The 22,443-nt window shown below is 65.1% G+C and carries 18 protein-coding genes; 5 read left to right on the top strand and 13 right to left on the bottom strand.

The features are described from left to right. Window positions 1-57: 57 nt before the first annotated feature. Both GCN75_RS11165 and GCN75_RS11160 read right to left on the bottom strand, forming a co-directional pair. Window positions 58-1,641 (bottom strand): glycerol-3-phosphate dehydrogenase/oxidase, encoded by a 1,584-nt coding sequence (locus GCN75_RS11165; protein ID WP_152282588.1) that lies wholly within the window; start codon window positions 1,639-1,641, stop codon window positions 58-60. After that, window positions 1,638-3,248, bottom strand: coding sequence for an FAD-binding oxidoreductase (locus tag GCN75_RS11160; protein WP_152282587.1), 1,611 nt, complete (start codon window positions 3,246-3,248; stop codon window positions 1,638-1,640). Before GCN75_RS11160 ends, GCN75_RS11165 begins: the two co-directional genes overlap by 4 nt. A gap of 127 nt (window positions 3,249-3,375) precedes the next feature. On the opposite strand from GCN75_RS11160, the gene GCN75_RS11155 reads away from it, so the two are divergent. The 3 genes from GCN75_RS11155 (at window position 3,376) to GCN75_RS11145 (ending at window position 6,279) form a co-directional block, all read left to right on the top strand. Beyond that, the gene (locus tag GCN75_RS11155) at window positions 3,376-4,452 is read left to right on the top strand and encodes an AraC family transcriptional regulator (RefSeq protein ID WP_152282586.1); all 1,077 of its coding nucleotides are present in this window, start codon (window positions 3,376-3,378) and stop codon (window positions 4,450-4,452) included. Window positions 4,453-4,544: 92 nt separating this feature from the next. Next, on the top strand, window positions 4,545-5,327 hold the full coding sequence (locus GCN75_RS11150) for a 3-hydroxybutyrate dehydrogenase (RefSeq protein ID WP_152282585.1): 783 nt from the start codon (window positions 4,545-4,547) through the stop codon (window positions 5,325-5,327). Window positions 5,328-5,394: 67 nt separating this feature from the next. After that, window positions 5,395-6,279, top strand: coding sequence for a DUF2071 domain-containing protein (locus tag GCN75_RS11145; protein WP_226941293.1), 885 nt, complete (start codon window positions 5,395-5,397; stop codon window positions 6,277-6,279). Here the strand turns inward: GCN75_RS11145 and GCN75_RS11140 are convergent. From GCN75_RS11140 to GCN75_RS11130, 3 genes are all read right to left on the bottom strand, one after another. After that, window positions 6,251-7,903, bottom strand: coding sequence for a methyl-accepting chemotaxis protein (locus GCN75_RS11140; protein WP_152282584.1), 1,653 nt, complete (start codon window positions 7,901-7,903; stop codon window positions 6,251-6,253). The genes GCN75_RS11145 and GCN75_RS11140 overlap by 29 nt on opposite strands. A gap of 247 nt (window positions 7,904-8,150) precedes the next feature. Continuing rightward, window positions 8,151-8,747 (bottom strand): hypothetical protein, encoded by a 597-nt coding sequence (locus tag GCN75_RS11135; RefSeq protein WP_152282583.1) that lies wholly within the window; start codon window positions 8,745-8,747, stop codon window positions 8,151-8,153. Window positions 8,748-8,808: 61 nt separating this feature from the next. Further along, the gene (locus tag GCN75_RS11130; RefSeq protein ID WP_152282582.1) at window positions 8,809-9,174 is read right to left on the bottom strand and encodes a winged helix-turn-helix transcriptional regulator; all 366 of its coding nucleotides are present in this window, start codon (window positions 9,172-9,174) and stop codon (window positions 8,809-8,811) included. A 114-nt stretch (window positions 9,175-9,288) separates the two neighbouring features. Here GCN75_RS11130 and GCN75_RS11125 point away from each other — a divergent pair, with 114 nt between their 5' ends. After that, a complete protein-coding gene (locus GCN75_RS11125; protein WP_152282581.1) occupies window positions 9,289-9,996 on the top strand; it encodes a glutathione S-transferase family protein in 708 nt (235 codons plus the stop codon). Between the two features lie 118 nt (window positions 9,997-10,114). Further along, window positions 10,115-12,199, top strand: coding sequence for a S9 family peptidase (locus tag GCN75_RS11120; protein WP_152282580.1), 2,085 nt, complete (start codon window positions 10,115-10,117; stop codon window positions 12,197-12,199). 170 nt (window positions 12,200-12,369) lie between these two features. On the opposite strand, the gene GCN75_RS11115 is transcribed toward GCN75_RS11120, so the two are convergent. The 8 genes from GCN75_RS11115 to GCN75_RS11080 all read right to left on the bottom strand — a co-directional run bounded on the left by GCN75_RS11115 (window position 12,370) and on the right by GCN75_RS11080 (window position 22,206). Then, window positions 12,370-14,424: an esterase-like activity of phytase family protein gene (locus tag GCN75_RS11115; protein WP_152282579.1), complete on the bottom strand. Its 2,055-nt coding sequence runs from the start codon at window positions 14,422-14,424 to the stop codon at window positions 12,370-12,372. A gap of 73 nt (window positions 14,425-14,497) precedes the next feature. Then, entirely contained in the window at window positions 14,498-15,424 is a 927-nt protein-coding gene (locus GCN75_RS11110) for a helix-turn-helix domain-containing protein (RefSeq protein ID WP_152282578.1), read from the bottom strand. A gap of 55 nt (window positions 15,425-15,479) precedes the next feature. Further along, a complete protein-coding gene (locus tag GCN75_RS11105) occupies window positions 15,480-16,397 on the bottom strand; it encodes a helix-turn-helix domain-containing protein (protein ID WP_152257202.1) in 918 nt (305 codons plus the stop codon). A gap of 15 nt (window positions 16,398-16,412) precedes the next feature. Further along, a complete protein-coding gene (locus GCN75_RS11100; RefSeq protein WP_193317462.1) occupies window positions 16,413-17,894 on the bottom strand; it encodes a mannitol dehydrogenase family protein in 1,482 nt (493 codons plus the stop codon). Then, window positions 17,894-18,943 carry an ABC transporter ATP-binding protein gene (locus GCN75_RS11095; RefSeq protein ID WP_152282577.1) on the bottom strand — a complete coding sequence of 350 codons (1,050 nt, stop codon included), beginning with the start codon at window positions 18,941-18,943 and terminating at the stop codon, window positions 17,894-17,896. Before GCN75_RS11095 ends, GCN75_RS11100 begins: the two co-directional genes overlap by 1 nt. 147 nt (window positions 18,944-19,090) lie before the next feature. Further along, complete coding sequence (locus GCN75_RS11090; RefSeq protein ID WP_070219870.1) at window positions 19,091-19,909, bottom strand: carbohydrate ABC transporter permease; 819 nt, start codon at window positions 19,907-19,909, stop codon at window positions 19,091-19,093. A 10-nt stretch (window positions 19,910-19,919) separates the two neighbouring features. Next, window positions 19,920-20,780 carry a carbohydrate ABC transporter permease gene (locus tag GCN75_RS11085; RefSeq protein WP_152282576.1) on the bottom strand — a complete coding sequence of 287 codons (861 nt, stop codon included), beginning with the start codon at window positions 20,778-20,780 and terminating at the stop codon, window positions 19,920-19,922. Between the two features lie 115 nt (window positions 20,781-20,895). Next, entirely contained in the window at window positions 20,896-22,206 is a 1,311-nt protein-coding gene (locus GCN75_RS11080) for an ABC transporter substrate-binding protein (RefSeq protein WP_152282575.1), read from the bottom strand. Window positions 22,207-22,443 lie beyond the last annotated feature (237 nt).

Genomic DNA, 22,443 nt, shown 5'->3' with positions numbered 1-22,443 from the left:
GCTCTCCTCTTTTATATTTTTATCGTTGCTTGTATCGCTGCTGTTTTTATCATTGCGTCATTCGCCTTGCGGCACGCTGTAATGACTGCGCCACAGGGCCAGGTAGCGCGCCTGCTCCGCATCCCAGCGTACATCATCCCACCCCAGTTCGCGCTGGCAGATGCTGCGCAGGCGCGGCATGATAGCAAGCGCGCCGCCGGCTAGCTGCAAACCGAGGCGCGTGCGCCGCAGCAGCAGGTCGTCCAGGTGCTGCACGTCCTCGCTGCGCGCGCCCCAGCGCAGCTGCGCCCACAGGGTCTGCGTGCCGGGAACCGGCGCCAGCTCGCCCTCGTGCGCCGCATCGCACAGCGCCTGCGCGGCCGCGCCATGGCGGCCCAGCAAGCGCGCGCGCTGTTCGCCATCGAGCGCCAGGGCCTTGCCCGACAGGGGCGGCGCGGCATCGAAAATGGGTTGCGGACGCAAATCCGCCTGCCAGCCCGGCAGCAGCGGCGCGGCCTGGCGCAGCGCGTCGAGGGCGATCACGCGGAACGTCGTCAGCTTGCCGCCCGCCACCGTCAGCAAGCCGTTTTCCAGCCACAGCGCATGTTCGCGCGCTTCCTTCGACGGGTCAAGCTGGCCGCTGTCGATCACGGGACGCACGCCGGCAAACGTGGCCAGCACATCGTCTTCGCCCAGCGCCAGCTGCGGAAACTGCCAGCGCAGCGCCGCCAGCAGGTAATCGAGTTCGGCACGCGTGATGGCCGGTTCCAGGTCCAGGCTGGCGCGGTGGTCCACATCGGTGGTGCCCACCAGGGTCACGCCTTCCCAGGGATAGGCGAAGACGGGGCGGCCATCGCGCGGATGCATCAGGCTGACGGCCTGCGCCAGCGGCAAACGCCAGGCGGGCAGCAGCAGATGGCTGCCGCGCAGGGGCCGCAGCTTCGGTTTTTCTCCCGCCTGGCCGCGCAAGCCGTCGGCCCAGGCGCCCGTGGCGCTGATCACCAGGCGCGCGCACACGGCGGACACTGCGCCATCGAGCGCATCGTTCAAGGTGGCGCCGACGACCTTGCCATCTTCGCGCAGCAGCGATGCCACGCCCAGGTAATTGACGGCCACGCCGCCATGGCGGCGCGCTTCCTGCAGCACGCGCAGCACCAGGCGCGCATCGTCCGTCTTGGCGTCCTGGTACAGCATGCCGCCCCGCAGCCCTTCGCGCTGGACGTGCGGCGCCAGCATGCAAAAATCCGCCGCATCGACATAGCGGCGCGCGCGCCGGCCCGCCATCACGTCATAGATGGCCAGCCCCAGCATGAACTGGCGCCGGCCCGGTTTCCTGCCGGCGTAGTCGCCGAAGGCAAAGCCTTGCGGCTCGACCAGCCCTGCCGCATCCGTCAGCAAGGCTTGCCGCTCATGCACCGACTCGCGCGTCATCGCAAACTGGCCCTGCTTCAGATAGCGCAAGCCGCCGTGCACCAGCTTCGAGGAGCGGCTCGACGTGCCCCAGGCGAAATCGCGCTGCTCCACCAGCAGCGCCGTCAAGCCGCGCCGGGCCGCTTCCAGCAGGATGCCGGCGCCCGTGATGCCGCCGCCGACGATCAGCACATCCCATTCGCGCGCCAGCACGCCAGGCAGATCCGCCCTGCGCGGCGCGGCGGCGTTCACAGGCCGCCTCCCGCTTCGGGCAGCAGTTTGCCGGGGTTCATCATGCCCTGCGGGTCGAACTGGCGGAACAGCGCGCGCATGGCCGCGATGCCCAGCTCTCCCTTTTCCGCTGCCAGCCACGGCGCGTGGTCCGTGCCCACGCCATGCTGGTGGCTGATGGTGCCGCCGTTGGCCACGATGGCGGCGCTGGCCGCATCCTTCAGGCTGCGCCAGCGCGCCATGTTTTCCTCGTACGTGGGCGCCAGCCGGTACACATACGTGGTGTAGACGCTGGCGCCCTGCGCATACACGTGCGACAGGTGCGTGTAGGCGTGCACCTGCTCGCCGTGCGCGGCCAGCGCGCCAGCCCCCGCCTGCTCCAGCGCCGCCATCATCGGCGCCACGCGGGACCAGTCGACGGCCGTTTCCACCGTATCGATGACGTAACCGTGCTCCCAGGCGCCATTGCGCAGGTAGACATTGCGAAAGCGGCCCTGCTTCCACTTGTCGCCCATGTGCCGCCCCACGTGCACGCCCCTGTGCCGGCGGGCCAGCGCCAGCGCGCCGCGCAGGGCCGTGCGCGCCGGCTTTTCTTCCCCGCTGACGCCCACCATCAGCATGCATTTGCTGTCGCCGCAACCGCGCAGGGACAGGTAGCGCTCCAACAGGCCCACCAGCTTCTTGTGGCCGGCCAGGGTCAGCATGGTCTGCGTTTCCAGCGCGTTCGACAGGCGCAGCATGCACAGGGGCAGGCGCGCCTGGGCCAGCGCCCGCACGGCCGCCTGTGCCTGGCCCCAGTCGGGGAAAAACACGGCGTGGAACGCTTCATGGGGCGGCAGCGGCGAGACGCGCACGGTGGCCTGCGTCAGGATGCCCAGCCGCCCTTCGGAGCCGAGCACCATTTCGCGCAGATCGATGCCGGCCGCCGAAGCGGGAAACGTGGGGATGGTCAAGGTGCCGCAAGGCGTTTCCACCTCGCCGCCCGCGAACAGCTGCTCGATGCGGCCATAGCGCAATGATTGCTGGCCCGACGAGCGCGTGGCGATCCAGCCGCCCAGGGTGGAGTATTCGAACGACTGCGGATAGTGGCCCAGCGTATAGCCATGCGCGCGCAGCTGCGCTTCCAGGTCGGGGCCGTAGACGCCCGCGCCGAACGTGGCCAGCTGCGCCTCGCGGTCCAGGTGGCCCAGCGCAGACAGCCGCTGGAGGCTCAGCGACAGCACGGGACGCGGCCCCGCCGCCACCGTCAGGTGCCCGGCCACACTGGTGCCGCCGCCGTGCGGTATCACGGCCACGCAGGCGTGGCGCGCATACTCGAGCAGCTGGCGCACCTGCAGCGCGCTGTCGGGAAAGGCCACGCCATCGGGCACCGCGCCGATGCGGCCGTGGCGCAGCTTGAACCAGTCGGGCAGGCTTTGGCCGAGCGCATGGCGCACGCGCGTGGCAGGCCGGGTATCGATCAGCGGATGCGGCGCCAGGCGCGACGCGGGCACCTGCGCGCAGGCGTCGTCAAAGGTCGCGTCGTGAATGGGACTGCCCAGCCCCAGGCGCTCGCCCAGGAATGCCAGCGCCTCCGCACTCAGCGCGTACGTGACGCTCTCGTCCCCCCAGCCATTCCAGCGTTGCATCGGTTTCCCCCTGTGCAGTCCCAGTTGCGCGCCACGGCGGCTTGCTATACTGTCCTTGCCAGATCAACAGCATATGCCGCCACAGGCCAGGGGTATTGGTTTTTCATGACAATCGCATTGTTCCATCATGCCAGGCACTGACAGCCACCACGCGGAAGGCCGGGTCGCCGGCGCCTATCTGCAGCCGCTGCTGGAAGCGGCCAGCGCGCACGGCATCGCAGCGGCCACGCTGGCGCAGGCGGCCGGCGTGGCGCCGCACAACCTGGAAGCGTCCGCGGCCAGCCTGGCCGCGCGCGATTACGTGCGCCTGCTCGATGCGGGCGCCCAGCTGGCGGGCGACGCGCATTTCGGCCTGCACGTGGGCCAGCGCGTGCGCATGGGCACCTACAGCGCCTACGGTTTGATACTGCTCAGTTGCAGCAACGTGGGCCAGGCGCTGGAACAGACGGCCCGCTATGAACGGCTGGCGCACGACCTGGGCCGCTCGACCCTGCAGCGCGACGGCGCCGTCGCGCATTACCGCTGGGCAAGCAACTACCCGGGCGCCAGCCGGCACCTGGTCGACAGCGTCTTTGCCGGCATCCGCGTGTGCGGCGACTGGCTGGCGGGCATGCCGCTGCCGCCGGCCCAGCTGGCGTTCACGCACGATGGCGGCGGCGAGCTGCTGCGCCACGAGGCGCACCGCGACGAATACGTGCGCGTGCTGGGCAGCCTGCCCGCCTTCGGCGCACCCGCCAACACGGCCACCTTCGACGCGCAATTGCTGGACTGGCCCGTGCCGAACGCGGACGTCAGCCTGTACCCCGTGCTGTGCCAGCATGCGGAACAGCTGCTGGCGCAGCGCCAGGCCGAAGCGGGGACGGGCGGCGGCATCGAAGCGCAGGTGCATGCAGCCATCGTGGGCGGCTTGCGCCAGGGTTCCGCCCGGCTGGCCACCGTTGCCGCCGCCTTGGCCGTCACGCCGCGCACCCTGCAGCGCAAGCTGGCCGACGCGGGCACCAGTTTCCAGGCCCTGCTGGACCAGGCCAGGTACGGCCTGGCGCGCGATTATCTGCGCCAGCCTGGCCTGTCGCTGGTCGACATCGCCTTCCTGCTTGGCTACCAGGAACAGAGCGCCTTCAACCACGCGTTTCGCGTGTGGACGGGCACCAATCCCGGCGCCTGGCGCCTGCAGGAATTGCAGGCCAGGCAAGCGGACGTATAGGCGTGCGCGGGCCATGCCTGGCGCATTTTCTGGCTATACTGGCATAGTCTGACCTCCCACGATCACTCCAACCCGCAATGCAAAGGATTAATATGCAACTCAAAGACAAAGTCGCACTGATTACCGGCGCCGCCAGTGGTATCGGCAAGGAAATGGCCATTGAATACGCGAAACAGGGCGCCAAGGTCGTCATCGCCGACCTGGCCCTGGAAGCGGCCAGCAAGACGGCCGAGGAAATCAAGCAATCGGGCGGCCAGGCATTTGCCGTCGCCATGGATGTTTCCAGCGAAGCACAAGTCGACCAGGGCGTGGCGGATGCCGCGGCCCACTTCGGCGGCATCGATATCCTGATCAGCAACGCGGGCATCCAGATCATCAGCCCCGTCGTCGACTACCCGTTCGACCAGTGGAAAAAGATGCTGGCCATCCACCTGGACGGCGCCTTCCTCACCACGCGCGCCTGCATGCGCGAAATGATCAAGGCGGGCCGCGGCGGCGCCATCATCTACATGGGTTCCGTGCACTCGCACGAAGGCTCGCCGTTCAAGAGCGCCTATGTGGCCGCCAAGCACGGTTTGCTGGGCCTGGCCAAGGTGGTGGCCAAGGAAGGCGCGAAAGACCATATCCGCGCCAACGTCATCTGCCCCGGCTTCGTGCGCACGCCGCTGGTCGACAAGCAAATCCCCGAACAGGCGGCCCAGCTGAAGATCACGGAAGAGGAAGTGATCAAGAACGTGATGCTGAAGGAAACCATCGACGGCGAATTCACCACCACGCAGGACGTGGCGCAAACGGCCATCTTCCTGGCGGCGTTCCCGTCGACGGCACTGAGCGGCCAGTCCATCGTCGTCAGCCACGGCTGGCACATGCAGTAATCGTCACGCCCGCCCAAATCAGCTGCGCTGTGCGCGATGATGTGGGCGGGCGTTGCCGCGCAAGCGTATGCACCTTTCCGTATTCCACCCGAAAGCTTTTCCATTGCAAGACAACACTTACCGCCACCCGCGCGCGGGCTGGCCGGGGCGCCTGTTTGCCGCGCTCGCCAACTGCACGCACTTTGCCGATGTCCGCCAGGCCATCCTGTCCCGCCTGCCTTTCGTCACCCTGCATAGCGACGTGCGCGACGTCGTGTACGTAAGCTGGCTCGTCGACGCGCAGGCCGCGCAGCAACTGCTGCCCGCCGGCGTGACCTTGTGGCAGCGCGACGGCAAGACGCCGTTCACGGTGCTGACCTACCGCCACGGGCACTTCGGCCCTGCCCTGCCGGGCCCGCTGCGCCGCCTGCTGCCATCGCCCCTGCAAAGCAACTGGCGCCTGTACCTGGACCACACGCCGCCGGGCGCGCCCGCCGTGCCCTGCGTCTACTTCCTGAAAAACATCATGGATAGCCTGCCCCATGCGCTGGGCACGCGGCTGTTCAGCGATATCCTGCCCACGCACCTGGCTGCCGGCATGACCCTGGACGTCACTGCCACGCAAGCCCGCTGCAGCATTGCCGGCGGCGCCGGCAGCGCCCCGTCGCTGGACGTACAGGCCGACATCGCTGCGGAGCGTGCGCTCGATACGGATTGGCAGCAACTATTCGGCAACTGGCACGACGCCGTCGCCTTTCTCGCCTGCCAGGATGCGGCCATCGCGCACGTGCCCCGCAACGGCAAGCTGGTCTTCGGCGAAATCGACTTGCCCGTTGATCTGGATCAGGTGCAAGCACTGACGGCCTTGCGCGCCGACTGCGGTTTGCTGGGACAGTTGCCGCCCCTGTCCCCGCCGTTTGCCTTCCTCGTGCGCAAGATCCCGTTCAAGGCGTTGTCAGAGCGCCTGCTGTAGCGCGGCGGCGCTCCCCCGTGCGCGGGGAAGTGGCGGCGCTTGCCTGACCGCCGCGCCGCCGGTCCAGCTTGAACAAGGCCATCGCTTGCTCCAGCTGCAAGGTCTGGTCCTGCAAGGACGCCGAAGCAGCCGCCGATTCCTCCACCAGCGCCGCGTTCTGCTGCGTCACTTCATCCATCTGCGTGACGGCCATGTTGACCTGGCCGATGCCGTGGCTTTGCTCGCGCGAGGCGGAAGCGATCTCTTCCATGATGCCGTGCACGCCCTGCACGGCGCCCAGCATCTCGGCGCTGCTGACGCCCGCCTGCTGCGCCAGCTTCGCGCCCGCCTGCACCTGCTCCAGCGACGCCGTGATCAATTGCTTGATTTCCGTGGCGGCTGCCGCGCTGCGGTGGGCCAGGCTGCGCACTTCGCCCGCCACGACGGCAAAGCCCCGCCCCTGGTCGCCCGCGCGCGCCGCTTCCACGGCCGCGTTCAAGGCCAGGATATTCGTCTGGAAGGCGATGCCCTCGATGATGCCCGTGATATCGCCGATCTTCTTCGACGAGGCGTCAATGTCCGCCATCATGTTCACCATCTGGCCGACGATCTCGCCGCCCCGCCCCGCCAGGCCATGCACCTTGCCCGCCATGTCGCTGGCCTGCACGGCGTTGCCGCTGTTTTGCTGCACCGTGGCGGCCAGCTGCTCCATGCTCGAGGCCGTCTGCTGCAGGGCGGACGCCTGCGCTTCCGTGCGCCCCGACAAGTCCATATTGCCGGCGGCGATTTCCTGGCTGGCCATGCTGATGCGCAAGAAATTACCGCGCACATCGCCCACGATGGAGTGCAGATTCACGCGCAACTGGCGCAGCGAACGCAGCAATTGCCCCATCTCGTCGCGCCGCGTCGTGTCGAGCTCGCCCGTCAGGTCGCCACCCGCCATCACGTCGCAAGCCTGGCGCGCCTGCTGCAGCGGCTGCAGCACGGCACGGTGCAGGCTGTGCCAGAAATACAGGGTTGCACACAAGGCCGCCACGGACAAGCCCGTCAGCCAGCCGCCCGCGCCGGCCGGCAGCACGCCCGCATTCCACGCCAGCTGCAGCAGCAATACCAGGCTCAGCAAGCCCAGGTTCCAGCCGATGCGCTTGCCCAGCGGCAAATCGCGCAAGCTGGCCAGCCGGGCCAGCCAACCCGTGCGCACGGCCGCACCCTGGCTGATGACGATGCCGTCGGCCTGGCCCGCCTTGATGCGCGCGTACAGGGCGGACGCCTGCGCCACCTGCTGGCGCGTGGGCTTGGTGCGCACGGACATGTAGCCGACGGCCACGCCATCCTCGACCACGGGCGTGACATTTGCCAGCACCCAGTAGTAATCGCCATTCTTGCAGCGGTTTTTCACCATGCCGCTCCACGAACGCCCCGAACGGATGGTGGCCCAGAAATCGGCAAACGCTTCCGCCGGCATGTCCGGGTGGCGCAGGATATTTTGCGGCGCGCCGATCAATTCCTCGGCGCTATAGCCACTGACGGCGATGAAATACGGGTTGGCATACGTGATATTGCCTTGCAAGTCGGTAGTCGAGACGATGGTCTCGGTATCGCTCAGATTGATCTCGGTATCGCTGACGGGAAGATTGAGTCGCATGGTCGGATCCTTGGCTGTAGCCCGTGCCGGCACGGGGAAGCGGGCAAATGCAGGACGGCAGGAAGCCGGCGGCAGTCTGCACCGATATCTTAATTTTAATATTTAATTATTAATTTAAATCGGCAATTTTTACTTGCGAAATTGCCTTGCGAATCTGCAAATATTGCAGGCGGCAGCGTGGCCGCAGGGGGATGGCGGGAGCGGCGCCGGAACAGTGTGGCTGTCCCGGCGGCAAACGGCGCGGCGCTTAACGGGGCACGTAGCGCCAGCCGGCGCCTTCCAACATGAATGTCAGTTCCGTCTTGATGCCGTCAGGGCGGCTCGGCACGCTCAATTCCGTATCGCACACGAGGTAGCCCGTCTTGCGCTTGACCTCGCACTCGTTGACGGCTTTCACTTGCATGGTACTCTGCGCTTCCTGCATCTGCACATCCTTGGCCGCTTCCGGATTGCGCGCCACTTCTTCCTTGGCCCAGGCGCGTATCATCGCTTGCGCCTCGGCCGGCGACGGTCCCGCGAACTTGGCGTCCTTGCGCTCGACACCCACCCAGGTACCGTTCTCGTTGCGCAACGGCAGCACCATGAAAGCATCGCGCATGCCCCCGCGCATGGCGACCAGGCACACCACTTCGCCTGGCACTTCCTGCGAATCCTGGCAGCCGGTCAAGCTGGTGACCTTGACGGCGATCGGTACCGGCATAGTCGATTGCATCTTGGCTTGGGTCTTGGCCACGCCCACCTGCACGGCGGCGTGGATTTGTTCGAGTGTCGGCATGGTTGCCGCCTGCGCGGGCAAGGTGGTGAACAGGGCGGCGGCGGTCAGGGCAAAGGCAGTCAGGCGCATGGGTGTCGAGAGTCGTGGTCAAAGGCCGGCAGTCTAGCACTTTGCATCAAATCAGCTGTTTCTATTGGGAATGATTCACCGCATCGGGCGCGAGAAAAGCCCCGCCCCCGTCCGCTTGTCCCCGCAGGCGCAAGCCGATGGCGCGCAGCATCTCGACCAGTTCCCGCAGGCGCAGGCCCTCGTCCGTCAGCCGGTATTCCACCTTCACGGGCACTTCCGCGTAGACCGTGCGCGTCAGCAAGCCCGCCTCTTCCAGCGCGCGCAAGTCCAGGGTCAGCATGCGTTGCGAGATATTCGGCACGGCGCGGCGGATTTCACTGAAGCGCTTCGCTCCCCCCATCAGATAGCTGAGCAGCACGATGCGCCAGCGCCCGCCCAGCAACCGCATGGCTTCTTCCACGGCGCAGCCGGAGACATTGTCTTTCATGTGCATGCCCTATCTGGTATAAAAAATGTACCTATACCACATTATTCTGCCTTCTTCCAAATAGTAACCACAGGGGCTAGACTGCCCTTCCCTCAGCCCATATGGAGTCTCGACTTGGAAACCACCCTGATCTACAGCGTGCCGTTCGGCTGCTCGTTTGCCGCCATCGCCGCCCTCGAATGGAGCGGCTTGCCGTATCGCCTGGCCCGCGTGGAAGCGCGCGATCCGGCCAGCAAGCAGCATCCCGCCTTTCTCGCCATCAATCCCCTGGGCCAGACGCCGGCCCTGCTCACGCACGCGGGCACGCCGCTGCTGGAAAGCATGGCGATCCTGCTGCACATCGCCGCCCGCGCGCCGCACAAAGGCCTGGGCTATGCGCAAGGCACGCCCGGCTACGACCGCCTGAACAGCGTGCTGTCCTTCCTGCACACGACGTTTCACGCGGCCTTCATGCCCGCCTTCCAGGCGGCGCGCGCGCCGGAAAGCGATGCGCGCGCGGCCGTCTGGCGCGAGATGGCCATCGAAAAGGTCAACAAAAGCCTGGCCCACCTGGAGCGCCTGCTGACCGGCCGCAGCTGGCTGGCCTCGGACACGGCGCCAGGCATCGCCGACGCCTACCTGGCCGCCACGGCGCGCTGGGCCGAACCGCTGCAGCTGGCCAGCCTGGCAAGCTATCCGAACGTGGCGCGCGTGCTGGCGACGCTGGAAACGGACCCCGGCATCCGCTTTGCCCACGCCATCGAGCACGGCGTGCCGGCACACAGCCAGGGCGGCTTCCTGGGCCACGTGCCGCTCGACCAACTGGCACTGCCAGCCGGATAACCGGCGGTCAACTCCCCATGCTGGCGGCTCTTTATTGCTATGATGTCGGGCTGCCGGCGGTACAGCCGGCCACGTCAATACCATATCGACAACGTCGTCATAAAAATCGGGAGTTTGAATGAGTTTACGTCTGCTGCTCTTGGGAGCATTCGGTGCCGCCATGGCCACCACCGCCGCCTTGCCTGCGCTGGCCGCGCCGCGCGGCTTCACCGTGGAAGACATGGTTGCCATGGAACGGGTGGGCAGCCCCGTGCTGTCGCCGGACGCCACGCGCGTCGTCTACACGGTGCGCACCACCAACCTGGACAAGAACCGCGGCAACACGCAGCTGTGGATGATCGACCTGCGCGCGCCCAACGCGGCGCCGCGCCAGCTCACGCGCGGCGAAGCCAGCGCCAGCGACCCGCAATGGTCGCCGAACGGCGACGCCATCTACTTCCTGTCCGGCCGTTCCGGCTCCTCGCAAGTGTGGCAGCTGCCCCTGAACGGCGGCGAAGCGGCCAAGGTCACCGACCTGGCGCTGGACGTGGACACCTACCGTCTGTCGCCGCAGGGCGACCGCCTGGCCTTCAGCATGGGCGTCTTCCTCGATTGCGCGGACCTCGCCTGCACGAAAAAACGCCTCGATGAAAAGGCCAAGAACAAGGCCAGCGGCATGGTCTACGACCAGATGTTCGTGCGCCACTGGGATACCTGGGCCGACGGCCGCCGCAACGCGCTGTACTCGGCGCCCATCGACGCCACCGGCAAGGTCAGCGCCGCACCCGTCAGCCTGAGCGGCACCCTCGATGGCGACGCGCCGTCGAAGCCGTTCGGCGACAACAGCGAATACAACTTCAGCCCGGACGGCAAGACCGTGGCCTTCTCCGTGCGCGTGGCCGGCCGCACGGAATCGTGGTCGACCAACTTCGACGTCTACACGATTCCGGCTATCGGCGGCCAGGCGCCGCGCAATCTCACGGCCGACAATCCGGCCTGGGATGCCAAAGCCACCTACTCGCCCGATGGCCGCACCCTCGCCTATGTCGCCATGACCAAGCCTGGCTTCGAGGCGGACCGCTTCCACCTGGTCTTGATGGATGTCGCCACAGGCAAGAAGCGCACCGTGGCCGACGACTGGGACCGCTCCGTGGCCGACTTCCGCTGGACGCCGGACGGCAAGGCCGTCCTCGTCGCCGCCGATGACGTGGGCCAGCACCGCCTGTTCCACATCGACGCGGCCAGCGGCAAGGTCGCCGCGCTGACGGGCAAGGGCGCCGTGGGCGGCTTCGACGTGCGCGGCAATACCATCGTGCTGGCGCAAGCCAGCCTGTCGTCGGGCGCGCAGCTGTACACGCGCAAGCTTGATGCGAAGTCGGAAACGGCGCCGATGGTGCAGCTGACGAAACAGAATGCGGCGGCCCTGGCCGACGTGCGTTTCGGCGAATATGAACAGTTTTCGTTTGCGGGCGCCGATGGCGAAACCGTCTACGGCCACGTGATGAAGCCATGGAATGCCAAGGCCGGCGAAAAGTATCCGATCGCCTTCCTCGTGCATGGTGGCCCGCAGGGCAGCTTCGGCAACAGCTGGAGCTACCGCTGGAATCCGCAAGTGTATGCGGGCGCCGGCTACGCCACCGTCTTCATCGACTTCCACGGCTCCACCGGCTATGGCCAGAAGTTCACGGACGCCATCAGCGGCGACTGGGGCGGCAAGCCGCTGATCGACCTGCAAAAAGGCCTGGAAGCGGCCACCAGGAAGTTCCCATGGCTGGACCGCGAACGCAGCTGCGCGCTGGGCGCGTCGTACGGCGGCTACATGATGAACTGGATCGCCGGCAACTGGCCGGACGGCTTCAAATGCCTAGTCAACCACGACGGCGTGTTCGACAACCGCGGCATGGCTTACGCGACGGAAGAACTGTGGTTCACCGAGTGGGAAAACGGCGGCACCTACTACGACGCGCCAGCCAAGTACGAGCAGTTCAATCCCGTGAACTTCGTGAAGAACTGGAAGACGCCGATGCTGGTGGTACAGGGCGACCTGGACTTCCGCATCCCCACCGCGCAAGGCCTGGGTACCTTCACGGCGCTGCAGCGCCGTGGCATCCCGAGCAAGCTGCTGGTCTTCCCGGATGAAAACCACTGGGTGCTGAAACCGGCCAATTCGCTGCTGTGGCATCACACGGTGCTCGATTGGTTGAATACGTACACAAAGAAATAAGCCGAAAAAGCAAAATCAGGGGGCAGGCCCGATGGGGGAATACGTCCCAGTGGGACGTATTCCGATCGCGAAGCGACCGACCCCGGTTTTTCGCCGTCAAGGGTTAAAAAAAAAAAGCCGCCCGGCACACTACTTGTGCGGGGCGGCTTTTTTACGTCCATCAAACTACATCAATACGTATTGAGCGCCTTGGCGAACTTCACGATCCACAGCCGGCTTGGGCGTTCGCGGTCGTCGCCGCGCGCCACGCGGATGGTGTTGCCAGCGGTGCAGCCGACGGCGCTGCTGGTGACGATGGCGCCGTTGGCGTCGACAGTGCACTTGGTCACGTCGGCGTCGGCCACTTCCACGCCATTCGCGTCAAAGATCTTGGTTTTCAGGCCGAAGTCATTGTCGTTGGCCAGCGCGATGGTGGAGTCGTCGACCAGGGTCAGGCCTTCCGCCTTTTCCGCTGCCCAGCCGATGGCGTTCAAGTCCAGCAGCAGGGTTTTCTTCAGCGGCGTGACAGCCGCCCAGTCGGCGCCATTGACGGCCGCGCCGCCCATGCTGCTCTTTTCCAGGTCGGACGTCGTCGCGTTGAAGGCGGCAGCCGCAATATCGGTGGCGCCCTTCAATTCGACCAGCATCAGCTTGTTGAACACCTTGCCCGACGGCGCGGCGCCCTGCTCGATGACGAGGAACTTGCCGCCGCCCAGCGCCACCATGTCGCCCAGCTTGGCGTTGCCCGTGCGGCCATCCTGGTAGTCGGCGGCATTGAGCGGATACGCATACATCTTGCCGCTGGTGCCCGTGGTCGGGTCGAATTCGATCCAGCGCGTGAAGCGGGCGAAGCGCTCGACCTGCTCGGCCTTCTTCGTCACCGAATACATGGCCGTGCCGTCGGACAGGGGGCTTTGCAGGAAGGCGTACAGCTTGTCGTTGCTCGCGTCCAGGGTCATGCCTTCCATGCCGCGGTTCGCGCGGCGCTTGGCGAACAGCGCCGGCAAGCCCTTGCCCGGCTCGTACTTGGCCTGGATAACGCCCGTGGCGGCGTCGATCTTGACGATGAAGGGACCGTATTCGTCCGACACCCACAGCGCATTGCGCTTCGCATCGACGACGATGGCTTCCGAATCGAGGCCGCCCGCATTGAAGACGGCCTTGCCGCTTGCATCGAACTTCATCGCATCCATGACGGGAATCTCGGCCGAGTTGCCCACCGAGCCCACGGGCACGGGCAAGCCCGAGCTGTTGACCGTGGCGGACACCTTGATCGGCGTGCTCGACGCCAGCACGGCGCCATTCTTGCCCACCGTGATCACGCCAAACGACGGGGTAAAACTGGGTGACGGGAAGATCTTGCTGCCGATGGTGCCCTTGCCCGATGGGTCGGGCACCAGCGGGCCGTCGCCGTTCGGGCCGCGGTCCGTCAAGCCGTAGAATTCCAGGTCGCCGGCCGCGTTCTTGCCCTTGTAGGCCAGGCCCGAACCGTACGACGGCAAAAAGCCGTTCGGGAATTCGCCCTTGATCTTGGCATTCGCGCCTTCATACGGCACGTAGTATTTGTCGGCCGCCTGGATCTGGTAGCGCGTCACCGTGACTTTCACTTCGCCCACGGGATTGGCCTGCGTCAGCGCCTCGTTGACGGGAGCGCCCGCCTTGGAGGCGAGGGTATCTTCGAAATGCTCGCGCACGAGGGCGCGGCGCTCGGCATCGACCGTACGGCTGGCGAACTTGCCGCCCACGCTGCCCAGGTGTGCGGCCAGTGCCGCGTTGAAAACGGCCGGGGCGCCGGCAAAGTCCAGGGTCTTGCCGGCCAGCGCCGCCTTCACTTCGGCCGTCAGCCTGATGCCGTTCGACGGATCGCTGTCGTCATCGAGCAGTTGCAGCGCCAGCAGGCGGTTGACGACCTTGTCGTCCGCCACGTTCGTGCTGGCGGCCAGGGCCAGCGGCGTGACGATGGCGCCGCATGGCGCCGAGCCCAGGGCCAGGCCGCCCACGCTGAAGGCCACCGTATCGCCGGGGTTGCAAATGAATTCGCCCTTGGCATTGGTGCTGGCCTTGGCCGCGCTGCCGGCCACATAATCGAGGCCTTCCACCGCGCCGTCCAGGAACACGCCCGTCTGCGCCACGGGCTTGGAAGGCTCCGCCGGCGCATTGTCGCTGCCGCCGCAGGCAGCCAGGGTCAGGCCGGCGGCCAGGGCCAGCAGGGTCAATTTCGGGATGGGCGTTACGGCAATCTTCATGCATTCCTCGGCTAAGGTGGGTGGAGTCAGCCGAGGAGCATAACTAATCAAAGTTACAAGGCAATGACAGCGGCTAGGCCTGTGGCGCATCCGCCACGGGTCCGCCGATGCCGCCAAAGCGGCCGTCCGCCTGGCGCCGGAATTCCTTGGGCGTGACGCCCTTCACCTGCAAAAAGCGGCGATTGAAGTTGGCCACGTTCTGGAAACCCACGTCATAGCAGACGTTCGACACATAGTGATCGGTATCCATCAGCAGCTGGCACGCCTTGTTGATGCGCAGCCGGCTGATGAAATCCGTAAAACTGTTGCCCGTGGCCTTGCGGAAGAAGCGCGAGAACTTGCTCAGCGACATGCCCACCTGCTCGGCCAGCATTTCCGCCGAAATCGGCTCGCGGTAATTGTCCGTGATGTAGTTGAGGACGGAATTGACCTTGGCCAGGGTGGCATCGTCGTCGTACGAGCGCAGGGAGGCGCTCGACAGCAGGCGGTAGTTGGCCGTGCGCGCCAGCTTGCTCATCAGCTGGACGAATTCGGCGAAGCGCTCGGCGCCATGCGTGGCGCGGATGCGCGCCAGGTGCTGCTCCGCTTCCGCGCCCATCTCGAAAAACTCCACGCCGTAGCTGGAACGCTCCAGCAGCGGCAGCAGCTCGCGCAGTTCGGGGATGACGCGCGCGGCGCCCGCCAGCGGCGCATGGGCGAACTGCACGATCATGTCGCGCAGGGCCACGCCCCCTTCCGGCATCACGTTGGAAATCCAGTTGTGCGGCAGGCGCGGCCCCGTCAGCACCAGGTGGCCGGGCGAGAATTCGCCGATATAGTCGCCCACGAACAATCGCCCGCTGGTGGCGACGATCAGGTGCAGCTCGTACTCTTCATGGCAGTGCCAGCGCACGCGCGAGCTGGGATAGCCATGTTCCAGGTAATTGATGATGCCGTCGTAGCTTTCGCGTTCCAGCTCGGGCGCCTTGCGCTCGCTGTCCTTCTGCCACAGGTGTTCCATGTTCGTCTCTCCCAGGCTGTCCCCGCCTGTGCCATCCAATGTACCTCAAAAAGCCTCATGCGCCAAAACGTCCCAGCGCCTGCTGGCGAAACTCCTTCGGCGTCATGCCCTTCAATTCCAGGAAGCGCCGGTTGAAATTGGCCACGTTGTTGAATCCCGCCTCGTAGCAGATGTTGCTGACATAGCGCTCCGTCTCCATCAGCAGCTGGCACGCCTTGTTGATGCGCAGGCGGTTGACGAAATCCGTGAAGCTGTTGCCCGTGGCACTGCGGAAGAAGCGCGAAAACGTCCGCTCGGGCATGTCCACCTGTTCGGCCAGCTGTTTCAGCGAAAACTGGCTGCTGTAATTGTGCACGATGAAGTTGATGGCCGAGCTGATGCGCGCCAGGGCCACGTCGTCGTCGCTCGACTGCATGGGCACCGTCGACAGCAGCTGGTAGTCGCTGGTCTGCGCCAGTTCGCCCAGCAAGGTGAGGAACTCGATGAAGCGCGGCAGGCCGCTGCTGTCGCGGATGCGCTGGAAGCGCCGCAGCGACAGCTCGCTGACGCCGAAGAATTCCACGCCGTGCAGCGCGCGCTGCAGCAGCGGGAAAATCCCTTTCAATTCCGGGATGACGGCCGCCATCGAGGCCAGCGGCGGGTGCGAAAACTGGATCACCATGTCGCGCAGGGCCACGCCTTCAGCCGGCGTGTCCAGCGACACCCAGTTGTGCGGCACGCGGGGCCCCGTCAGCACCAGGTGGCCGGGCGTGAACTGGCCGATGTAGTCGCCCACGAAGACCTTGCCGCTCGTCTCGACGATCAGGTGCAGTTCGTACTCGTCGTGATAGTGCCAGCGCACCAGCGAATTCGGAAAGCCGTGCTCCAGGTAGCGGATGAAGCCGAAACTGCCTTTCGGCTCGAAGCCGGGCGTGGCGTCGCGCTGCTGTTCCAGCTCCATCTGCGGCAATGCGGCATCGGCCTTGCGTGGCATGGCGCGCCCTCCCCGTCAGGCGACGCGCTGTTCCAGCGCCGCGCGCGCGCCCAGCCCGTACAGGCTGGCCAGCGCCTCGCCCACCGCCTGCGTGAACACCGGCGTGTCGCTCAAGTCGCCGAACAGCTCACGCAAGGACAGCAGCGCCGCGGCATCCGCGCCGCCCTGCAGCGCCAGCGCGCGCAGGCGCGCCGCATACGGATCGTTCAATGGCATCTCGCGCCCCTGCTCGTCATGGCCTTCCAGGTAGCGGAACCAACACGCCACCGTGAAGGCCAGCAGCTTGATGGCGCCGCCCTGGGCCAGCGCTTCGCGCACGGACGGCAGCACGAATTTCGGGATGCGCGCGGAACCCTCCGTGCCGATGCGCGCCAGCTGGTCGCGCACGGCCGGATTCGAGAAGCGCTCGATCAAGGTGTCCTTGTACTGCGCCAGGTCGATGCCTTCCACCGTATCGAGCAGCGGCGTGACCTCGTCATCCATCATGCGCCGCACCAGCCGGCGGATGCCGGGATCGCCCATCGCTTCATGCGCAAACGTGTAACCGAGCTGCATGCCAATGTAGCACAGCGCCTGGTGGCTGGCATTCAAGAGGCGCAGCTTCATCTTTTCATATGGCAGCACGTCGTGCGTCATCTGCGCCCCCACCTTTTCCCAGGCCGGCCGGCCCTGCGGGAATTCATCCTCGATGACCCACTGGCGGAACGGTTCGCACACGACGGGCCAGGCGTCGACGATGCCGAAACGCTCGCGCACCAGTGCCCGGTGTTCGTCCGTGGTGGCCGGCGTGATGCGGTCGACCATGCTGTTGGGGAAGCTGCCATGCATGGCCAGCCAGCGCGCCAGCTCCCCGTCGCGCAGGGCGACAAAGGCCAGCAGCATCTTGCGCGTCACGTCGCCATTGTTTTGCAGGTTATCGCAGGACATGATGGTAAACGGCGCCAGGCCACGCTGGTGGCGCAGGGCCAGGGCGGCGGCCAGGTAGCCGAACGAGCAGCGCGGCGCCTCGGGGTGCGCCAGTTCGTAGACGATGTCGGCATGGCCGGCGTCAAACTCGCCCGTGCCCTGGTTCACGTAGTAGCCGCCCTCGGTAATGGTGAGCGCGACGATGCGCGTGCCGGGGTCGGCCAGCTTTTCCAGCACGGCCTGCGGCTCGTCGGGGGCGTACAGGTACTCGCCAATGCTGCCGATGATGCGCGCGCTATCGCCGGCGGCGCTGCGCTCGACCACCGTGTACAAGCCATCCTGCGCCTGCATGGCGTCGCGCATGGCCGCATCATGCGCCAGCAGGCCCACGCCGCAATAGCCCCACTGCGCGTGCTCATGGCCGGACAAGGCCAGCAAATCGTCGAGGTACACGGCCTGGTGGGCGCGGAAAAAACCGCCCACGCCGATATGCACGATGCTGGCCACGAGCGCGCCGCGCGCATACGCGGGCACGGCGACATTGGCGGGCAGGCGCGCCAGGTTCGCCTGGTTCAATGCGATGGCTTCCATTACAGCGCTCCTTTCGCGGCCGCATAGGTCTCGCCGGCGCGGTCGAAATAATGCACGAAGCCCGGCTCGAACGTCAGGTGCGTCTGCTGGCCCGGCTGCAGGCTGCTGCGCTCCGCGCCGCGCGACACCACCTGCACATTGTTCGGCAGGCGCACGTAGGTGAGGGTTTCCACGCCCAGGGATTCGACCAGGTCGACGGTGACGGGCACGCTGCCCGGCTGCGCCGCGCCCAGGTGCACGTGTTCGGGGCGGATGCCGACAAAGCCGTCGGCCTGCGCCGCGCTGCCCGCCTGCGCCAGCAGCTGCGGTGCCGCGTCGGCCGGCACCACGTTCATGCTGGGCGTGCCGATGAATTGCGCGACAAAGCGGTTGGCGGGACGGTCATACAGTTCCAATGGCGAGCCATGCTGCTCGATCTGCCCGTCGCGCAGCACCACCACGCGGTCGGCCAGGGTCATCGCCTCGACCTGGTCGTGCGTGACATAGATGGTGGTGGCGCCCAGCTCGCGGTGCAGCTTGGCGATCTCGATGCGCGTCTGCACGCGCAGGGCCGCATCGAGGTTCGACAGCGGTTCATCGAACAGGAACACCTTCGGGTCGCGCACGATGGCGCGGCCGATGGCCACGCGCTGGCGCTGGCCGCCCGACAGCTCCTTCGGCGTGCGTTCCAGGTATTTCCCCAGGTCGAGGATGGCGGCGGCCTTGTCGACCTTCTCGCGGATGATGGCCGGATCGACGCCGGCCAGTTTCAGCGCGAACGACATGTTCTGGAACACCGTCATGTGCGGGTACAGCGCATACGACTGGAACACCATCGCCAGGTCGCGCTTGGACGATGGCAGGGCCGTGATGTCGCGCCCGTCGAGCGACAGCTTGCCGCCGTCGATCGGCTCCAGGCCCGCGATCAGGCGCAGCAAGGTGGACTTGCCGCAGCCGGACGGGCCCACGAAGACGACGAATTCGCCCTGCCGGATTTCCAGGTCGATGCCCTTGATGGCGCGGTGCTCGCCAAAGAATTTCTCGATATTGCTCAGTTGAAGGTAAGCCATGATAGTCTCATTTCTAATTTGTTTTCGATGCTTCCAGAAACCGTAGCGAGCGGTTCAAGTTCGGTTTGAGTAGCGGGGCTGTGCGCATGCACAGTGAGCAACGGAGAGCCGAAATTGGGCCGCGCAGTAGGTTTATGGAGGCATCATTTACTTGACTGCGCCAAAGGTCATACCCTGGACCAGTTGTTTTTGGCAGAACCAGCCCAGCGCCATGATGGGCGCGATCGCCATCAGCGACGCGGCCGACAATTTGGCCCAGAACAAGCCTTCCGGGCTCGAATACGAGGCGATCAACCAGGCCAGGGTGCCCGCGTTGGAAGCGCCCAGGTTCAGCGACCAGAACGATTCATTCCACGACCACACCATGCACACGAGGGCCGTGGACGCGATGCCGCCCACGGACAGGGGCAGCACCACATGACGGAATTCATCCCACACGGTGGCGCCATCCATGCGCGACGCTTCCAGGATTTCGCGCGGCAGCTCCTTCATGCTCGTGTACAGCAGCCAGATCATGATGGGCAAATTCATCAGCATGAACATGATGGTCAGGCCGATGCGCGTATCGAGCAGGCCGAAGTACTGGTAGCAGATATAGATGGGCATCAGTGCGCCCACGCCCGGCATGTAGCGCGAGCTGAGCATGAATTTCAGCAAGCCGATGGTGCCGCCCGTGGGAAAGAAGGCCATCGAATACGCGGCCGGGATGGCGATCAACAGGCCGATGGCCGTCGAGACGACGCTGGTAAACAGCGAATTCCACGCGTAGCCGAAGTAATTGTCGCGCGCCAGCACTTCGCGGAAGCTGTCGAGGGTGGGCGTAAAAAACAGCAATGGCGGCGTGGAAATGGCTTGCCCTTCCGTCTTGAAGGCCATCAGGCCCAGCCAGAAGATGGGAAAGAACAGCAGCAGCGCACACAGCCAGGCGGCGGCCGTGCGGCCATACAGATTGAGTTTGCTATGCATCAAGGTCTCCTTATTTCGACAGATTCTTGCCGATGACGCGCATCAGGAAGAAGGCGGCGATGTTGGCGATGAGCACGGCGAACAGGGCGCCGGCCGAGGCCGCTCCCACGTCATAGGACAGCAGTGCCTGCTGATAGATCATGAAGGTGATGGTGGTCGTGTCGAAGCCGGGACCGCCGCCCGTGGTGGTAAAGATTTCCGCAAAGATCGACAGCAAAAAGATCATCTCGATCATCAGCACCACCGAGACGGCGCGGCCCAGGTGGGGAATGTAGAGGTAGCGCAATTGCTGCACGTACGTGGCGCCATCCATGCGGGCCGCTTCCAGCTGCTCGCGGTCCATCGATTGCAGGGCCGTCATAAAGATCAGGCAGGCAAACGGCAGCCATTGCCACGAGACCATCATGATGATGGAAAACAAGGGGTGAGCCGACAGCCAGTCGACGGGCGTGGCGCCAAAGAAGATGCTGATCTGCGCGAACAGGCCGTAGATCGGGTTGAGCAGCATGTTTTTCCACATCAGGGCATTGACGGCCGGCATGACGAGAAACGGCGAAATCAGCAGCACGCGCACGACGGCGCGCCCCGGAAACGCTTCATTGATCAGCAAGCCCAGCGCCGTGCCCAGCACCACCGTAACGAGCATGACGGAAAACAGCAGGGTAAAAGTATTCTGCAATGCCGGCAGGAACGAGGCATCGGTAAAGAAAAAATGGAAATTGGCCAGGCCATGGAAAGGATGGCCGCTGGGATCGAGCATCGAATAACGCACGAACGAGTAGTACAAGGTGATCAATAACGGGATCACGGAAATGACGGAGACGGCGACCACGGCCGGCGTCAGCAAAGTCCGGGGGATAATGCGTTTCATAATATTCTCTTGGGACAGGTGAACCGATAACCCGCAAAGCTAAAGTACCGGGGTCGGACCCTCAGGGTCCGACCCCAGATTTATGCCGTTGGGGTACGCAAACTATGCAGCAGGCTTACTTGTAGTACCCGCCCTTGCGCATTTCCCGCTCGGCCGTCTGCTGCGACAATTCCAGCGCCTGCTCCACCGTCACCTTGCCCAGCAGTGCAGCCGCCATCTGCTGGCCGGCCGCCACGCCGATCACCTGGAATTCGGGGATCGAGGCGAATTGCACACCCACATATGGCGATGGCGGCAAGGTGCTTTGCACGGCGCGCGTGGTGGCCAGGGCCTTGCCTTCGGCGGCGGCAAATTTCGCCACTTTCTGGAATTCGGGGCTCGCATACGTGGACTTGCGCGTGCCGGTCGGCACGTTGGCCCAGCTCGTTTCCTTGGCCACCAGTTTCACGTAGTCGGGCGACGTGGCCCAGTTGATGAAGCGCTGCGCCTCATTCGGATGCCTGGAGCTCGAGGGAATGGCCAGCGACCAGATCCACAGCCAGTTGGCGCCCCGCTCCGTCACGCCGATGGGCGACTGGGCGAACGCCACCTTGTCGGCCACCTTGCTTTGCTTGGGATCCGTGATGAAGGACGCGGCAATCGTCGCGTCGATCCAGATGCCGCACTTGCCCTGGTTAAACAGCGCGAGGTTTTCATTAAAACTGTTGGCAGCCGCGCCCGGTGGGCCGTACTTCTTCATCAGGTCCACATACATGGTGACGGCGTCTTTCCACGGCTTGCTCGTGAATTGCGGCTTCCATTGCATGTCGAACAGCTGGCCGCCATAGGAATTGGCCATGGTGGTGATCAGGGCCATGTTGTCGCCCCAGCCCGGCTTGCCGCGCAGGCAGATGCCGTACACGCCATTGGCCGGATCGTGCAGCTTGGCCGCCACGTCGCGCAGCTGGTTCCAGGTGGGGCGGTCCTCGATCGTCACGCCTGCCTTTTTGACCAGATCGCTGCGGTACATGATCATCGAGCTTTCGCCGTAGAACGGCGATGCATACAGCTTGCCGTCGCCGGAGAGCCCCTCGCGGATGGCCGGCAGCAAGTCGTCGATATCGTATTTGGCATCCGGCTTGATGGGAATCAGCCAGTTTTTCTTGCCCCAGATGGGGGTTTCATACAGGCCGATGGTCATCACGTCGAACTGGCCGCCCTTGGTGGCGATATCGGTCGTCATGCGCTGGCGCAAGACGCCCTCTTCCAGGGTCACCCACTTGAGCTTGATGTCGGGATTGGCTTGTTCAAAGAATTTGCTGAGCTTTTGCATTTCGATCATGTGGCCGTTGTTGACGGTGGCGATGACCAGGTCGGTGGCGGCAAAAGCGGACGAGCTGAGGCAAAAGGCGCCGGCGCACAGCGCGGCAATGGCGGAACGTTTCATTGTGTGTCTCCAGTGTTTTTTGTCGTTGGCAATGCTCAGGTACTTAGCACCACGACCACAATGTAGCACCAGGCTTTGATACTTTCTGATACTCCAAAACCGCAATTCGATACTCTTTTGCAGGTCCACTATGCGCGAGAGTATCGGTATGCAGCAAAAACAACACTCTGAAAGAAAGTATCGTCACTTGTTCGTTTTGTATCAGGCTGGTTAAAAAAGCGCTGCTAGACTTGGTTT

Source organism: Janthinobacterium violaceinigrum (assembly GCF_009208555.1).
Taxonomy (GTDB): Bacteria; Pseudomonadota; Gammaproteobacteria; order Burkholderiales; family Burkholderiaceae_D; genus Janthinobacterium; species Janthinobacterium violaceinigrum.
The sequence above is the reverse complement of the archived record's forward strand: the minus strand, read 5'-3'. Positions and strand labels throughout refer to the sequence as shown.

Excerpts from the sequence above, each read along its gene's own strand:
- GCN75_RS11105 (WP_152257202.1), bottom strand. The coding sequence starts at position 16,397 with ATGCCACGCAAGGCCGATGCCGCATTGCCGCAGATGGAGCTGGAACAG.
- GCN75_RS11160 (WP_152282587.1), bottom strand. The coding sequence starts at position 3,248 with ATGCAACGCTGGAATGGCTGGGGGGACGAGAGCGTCACGTACGCGCTG.
- GCN75_RS11130 (WP_152282582.1), bottom strand. The coding sequence starts at position 9,174 with ATGAAAGACAATGTCTCCGGCTGCGCCGTGGAAGAAGCCATGCGGTTG.
- GCN75_RS11145 (WP_226941293.1), top strand. The coding sequence starts at position 5,395 with ATGCACCTTTCCGTATTCCACCCGAAAGCTTTTCCATTGCAAGACAAC.
- GCN75_RS11135 (WP_152282583.1), bottom strand. The coding sequence starts at position 8,747 with ATGCGCCTGACTGCCTTTGCCCTGACCGCCGCCGCCCTGTTCACCACC.
- GCN75_RS11110 (WP_152282578.1), bottom strand. The coding sequence starts at position 15,424 with ATGGAACACCTGTGGCAGAAGGACAGCGAGCGCAAGGCGCCCGAGCTG.
- GCN75_RS11150 (WP_152282585.1), top strand. The coding sequence starts at position 4,545 with ATGCAACTCAAAGACAAAGTCGCACTGATTACCGGCGCCGCCAGTGGT.
- GCN75_RS11095 (WP_152282577.1), bottom strand. The coding sequence starts at position 18,943 with ATGGCTTACCTTCAACTGAGCAATATCGAGAAATTCTTTGGCGAGCAC.
- GCN75_RS11085 (WP_152282576.1), bottom strand. The coding sequence starts at position 20,780 with ATGAAACGCATTATCCCCCGGACTTTGCTGACGCCGGCCGTGGTCGCC.
- GCN75_RS11140 (WP_152282584.1), bottom strand. The coding sequence starts at position 7,903 with ATGCGACTCAATCTTCCCGTCAGCGATACCGAGATCAATCTGAGCGAT.
- GCN75_RS11100 (WP_193317462.1), bottom strand. The coding sequence starts at position 17,894 with ATGGAAGCCATCGCATTGAACCAGGCGAACCTGGCGCGCCTGCCCGCC.
- GCN75_RS11155 (WP_152282586.1), top strand. The coding sequence starts at position 3,376 with ATGCCAGGCACTGACAGCCACCACGCGGAAGGCCGGGTCGCCGGCGCC.
- GCN75_RS11080 (WP_152282575.1), bottom strand. The coding sequence starts at position 22,206 with ATGAAACGTTCCGCCATTGCCGCGCTGTGCGCCGGCGCCTTTTGCCTC.
- GCN75_RS11115 (WP_152282579.1), bottom strand. The coding sequence starts at position 14,424 with ATGAAGATTGCCGTAACGCCCATCCCGAAATTGACCCTGCTGGCCCTG.
- GCN75_RS11120 (WP_152282580.1), top strand. The coding sequence starts at position 10,115 with ATGAGTTTACGTCTGCTGCTCTTGGGAGCATTCGGTGCCGCCATGGCC.
- GCN75_RS11090 (WP_070219870.1), bottom strand. The coding sequence starts at position 19,909 with ATGCATAGCAAACTCAATCTGTATGGCCGCACGGCCGCCGCCTGGCTG.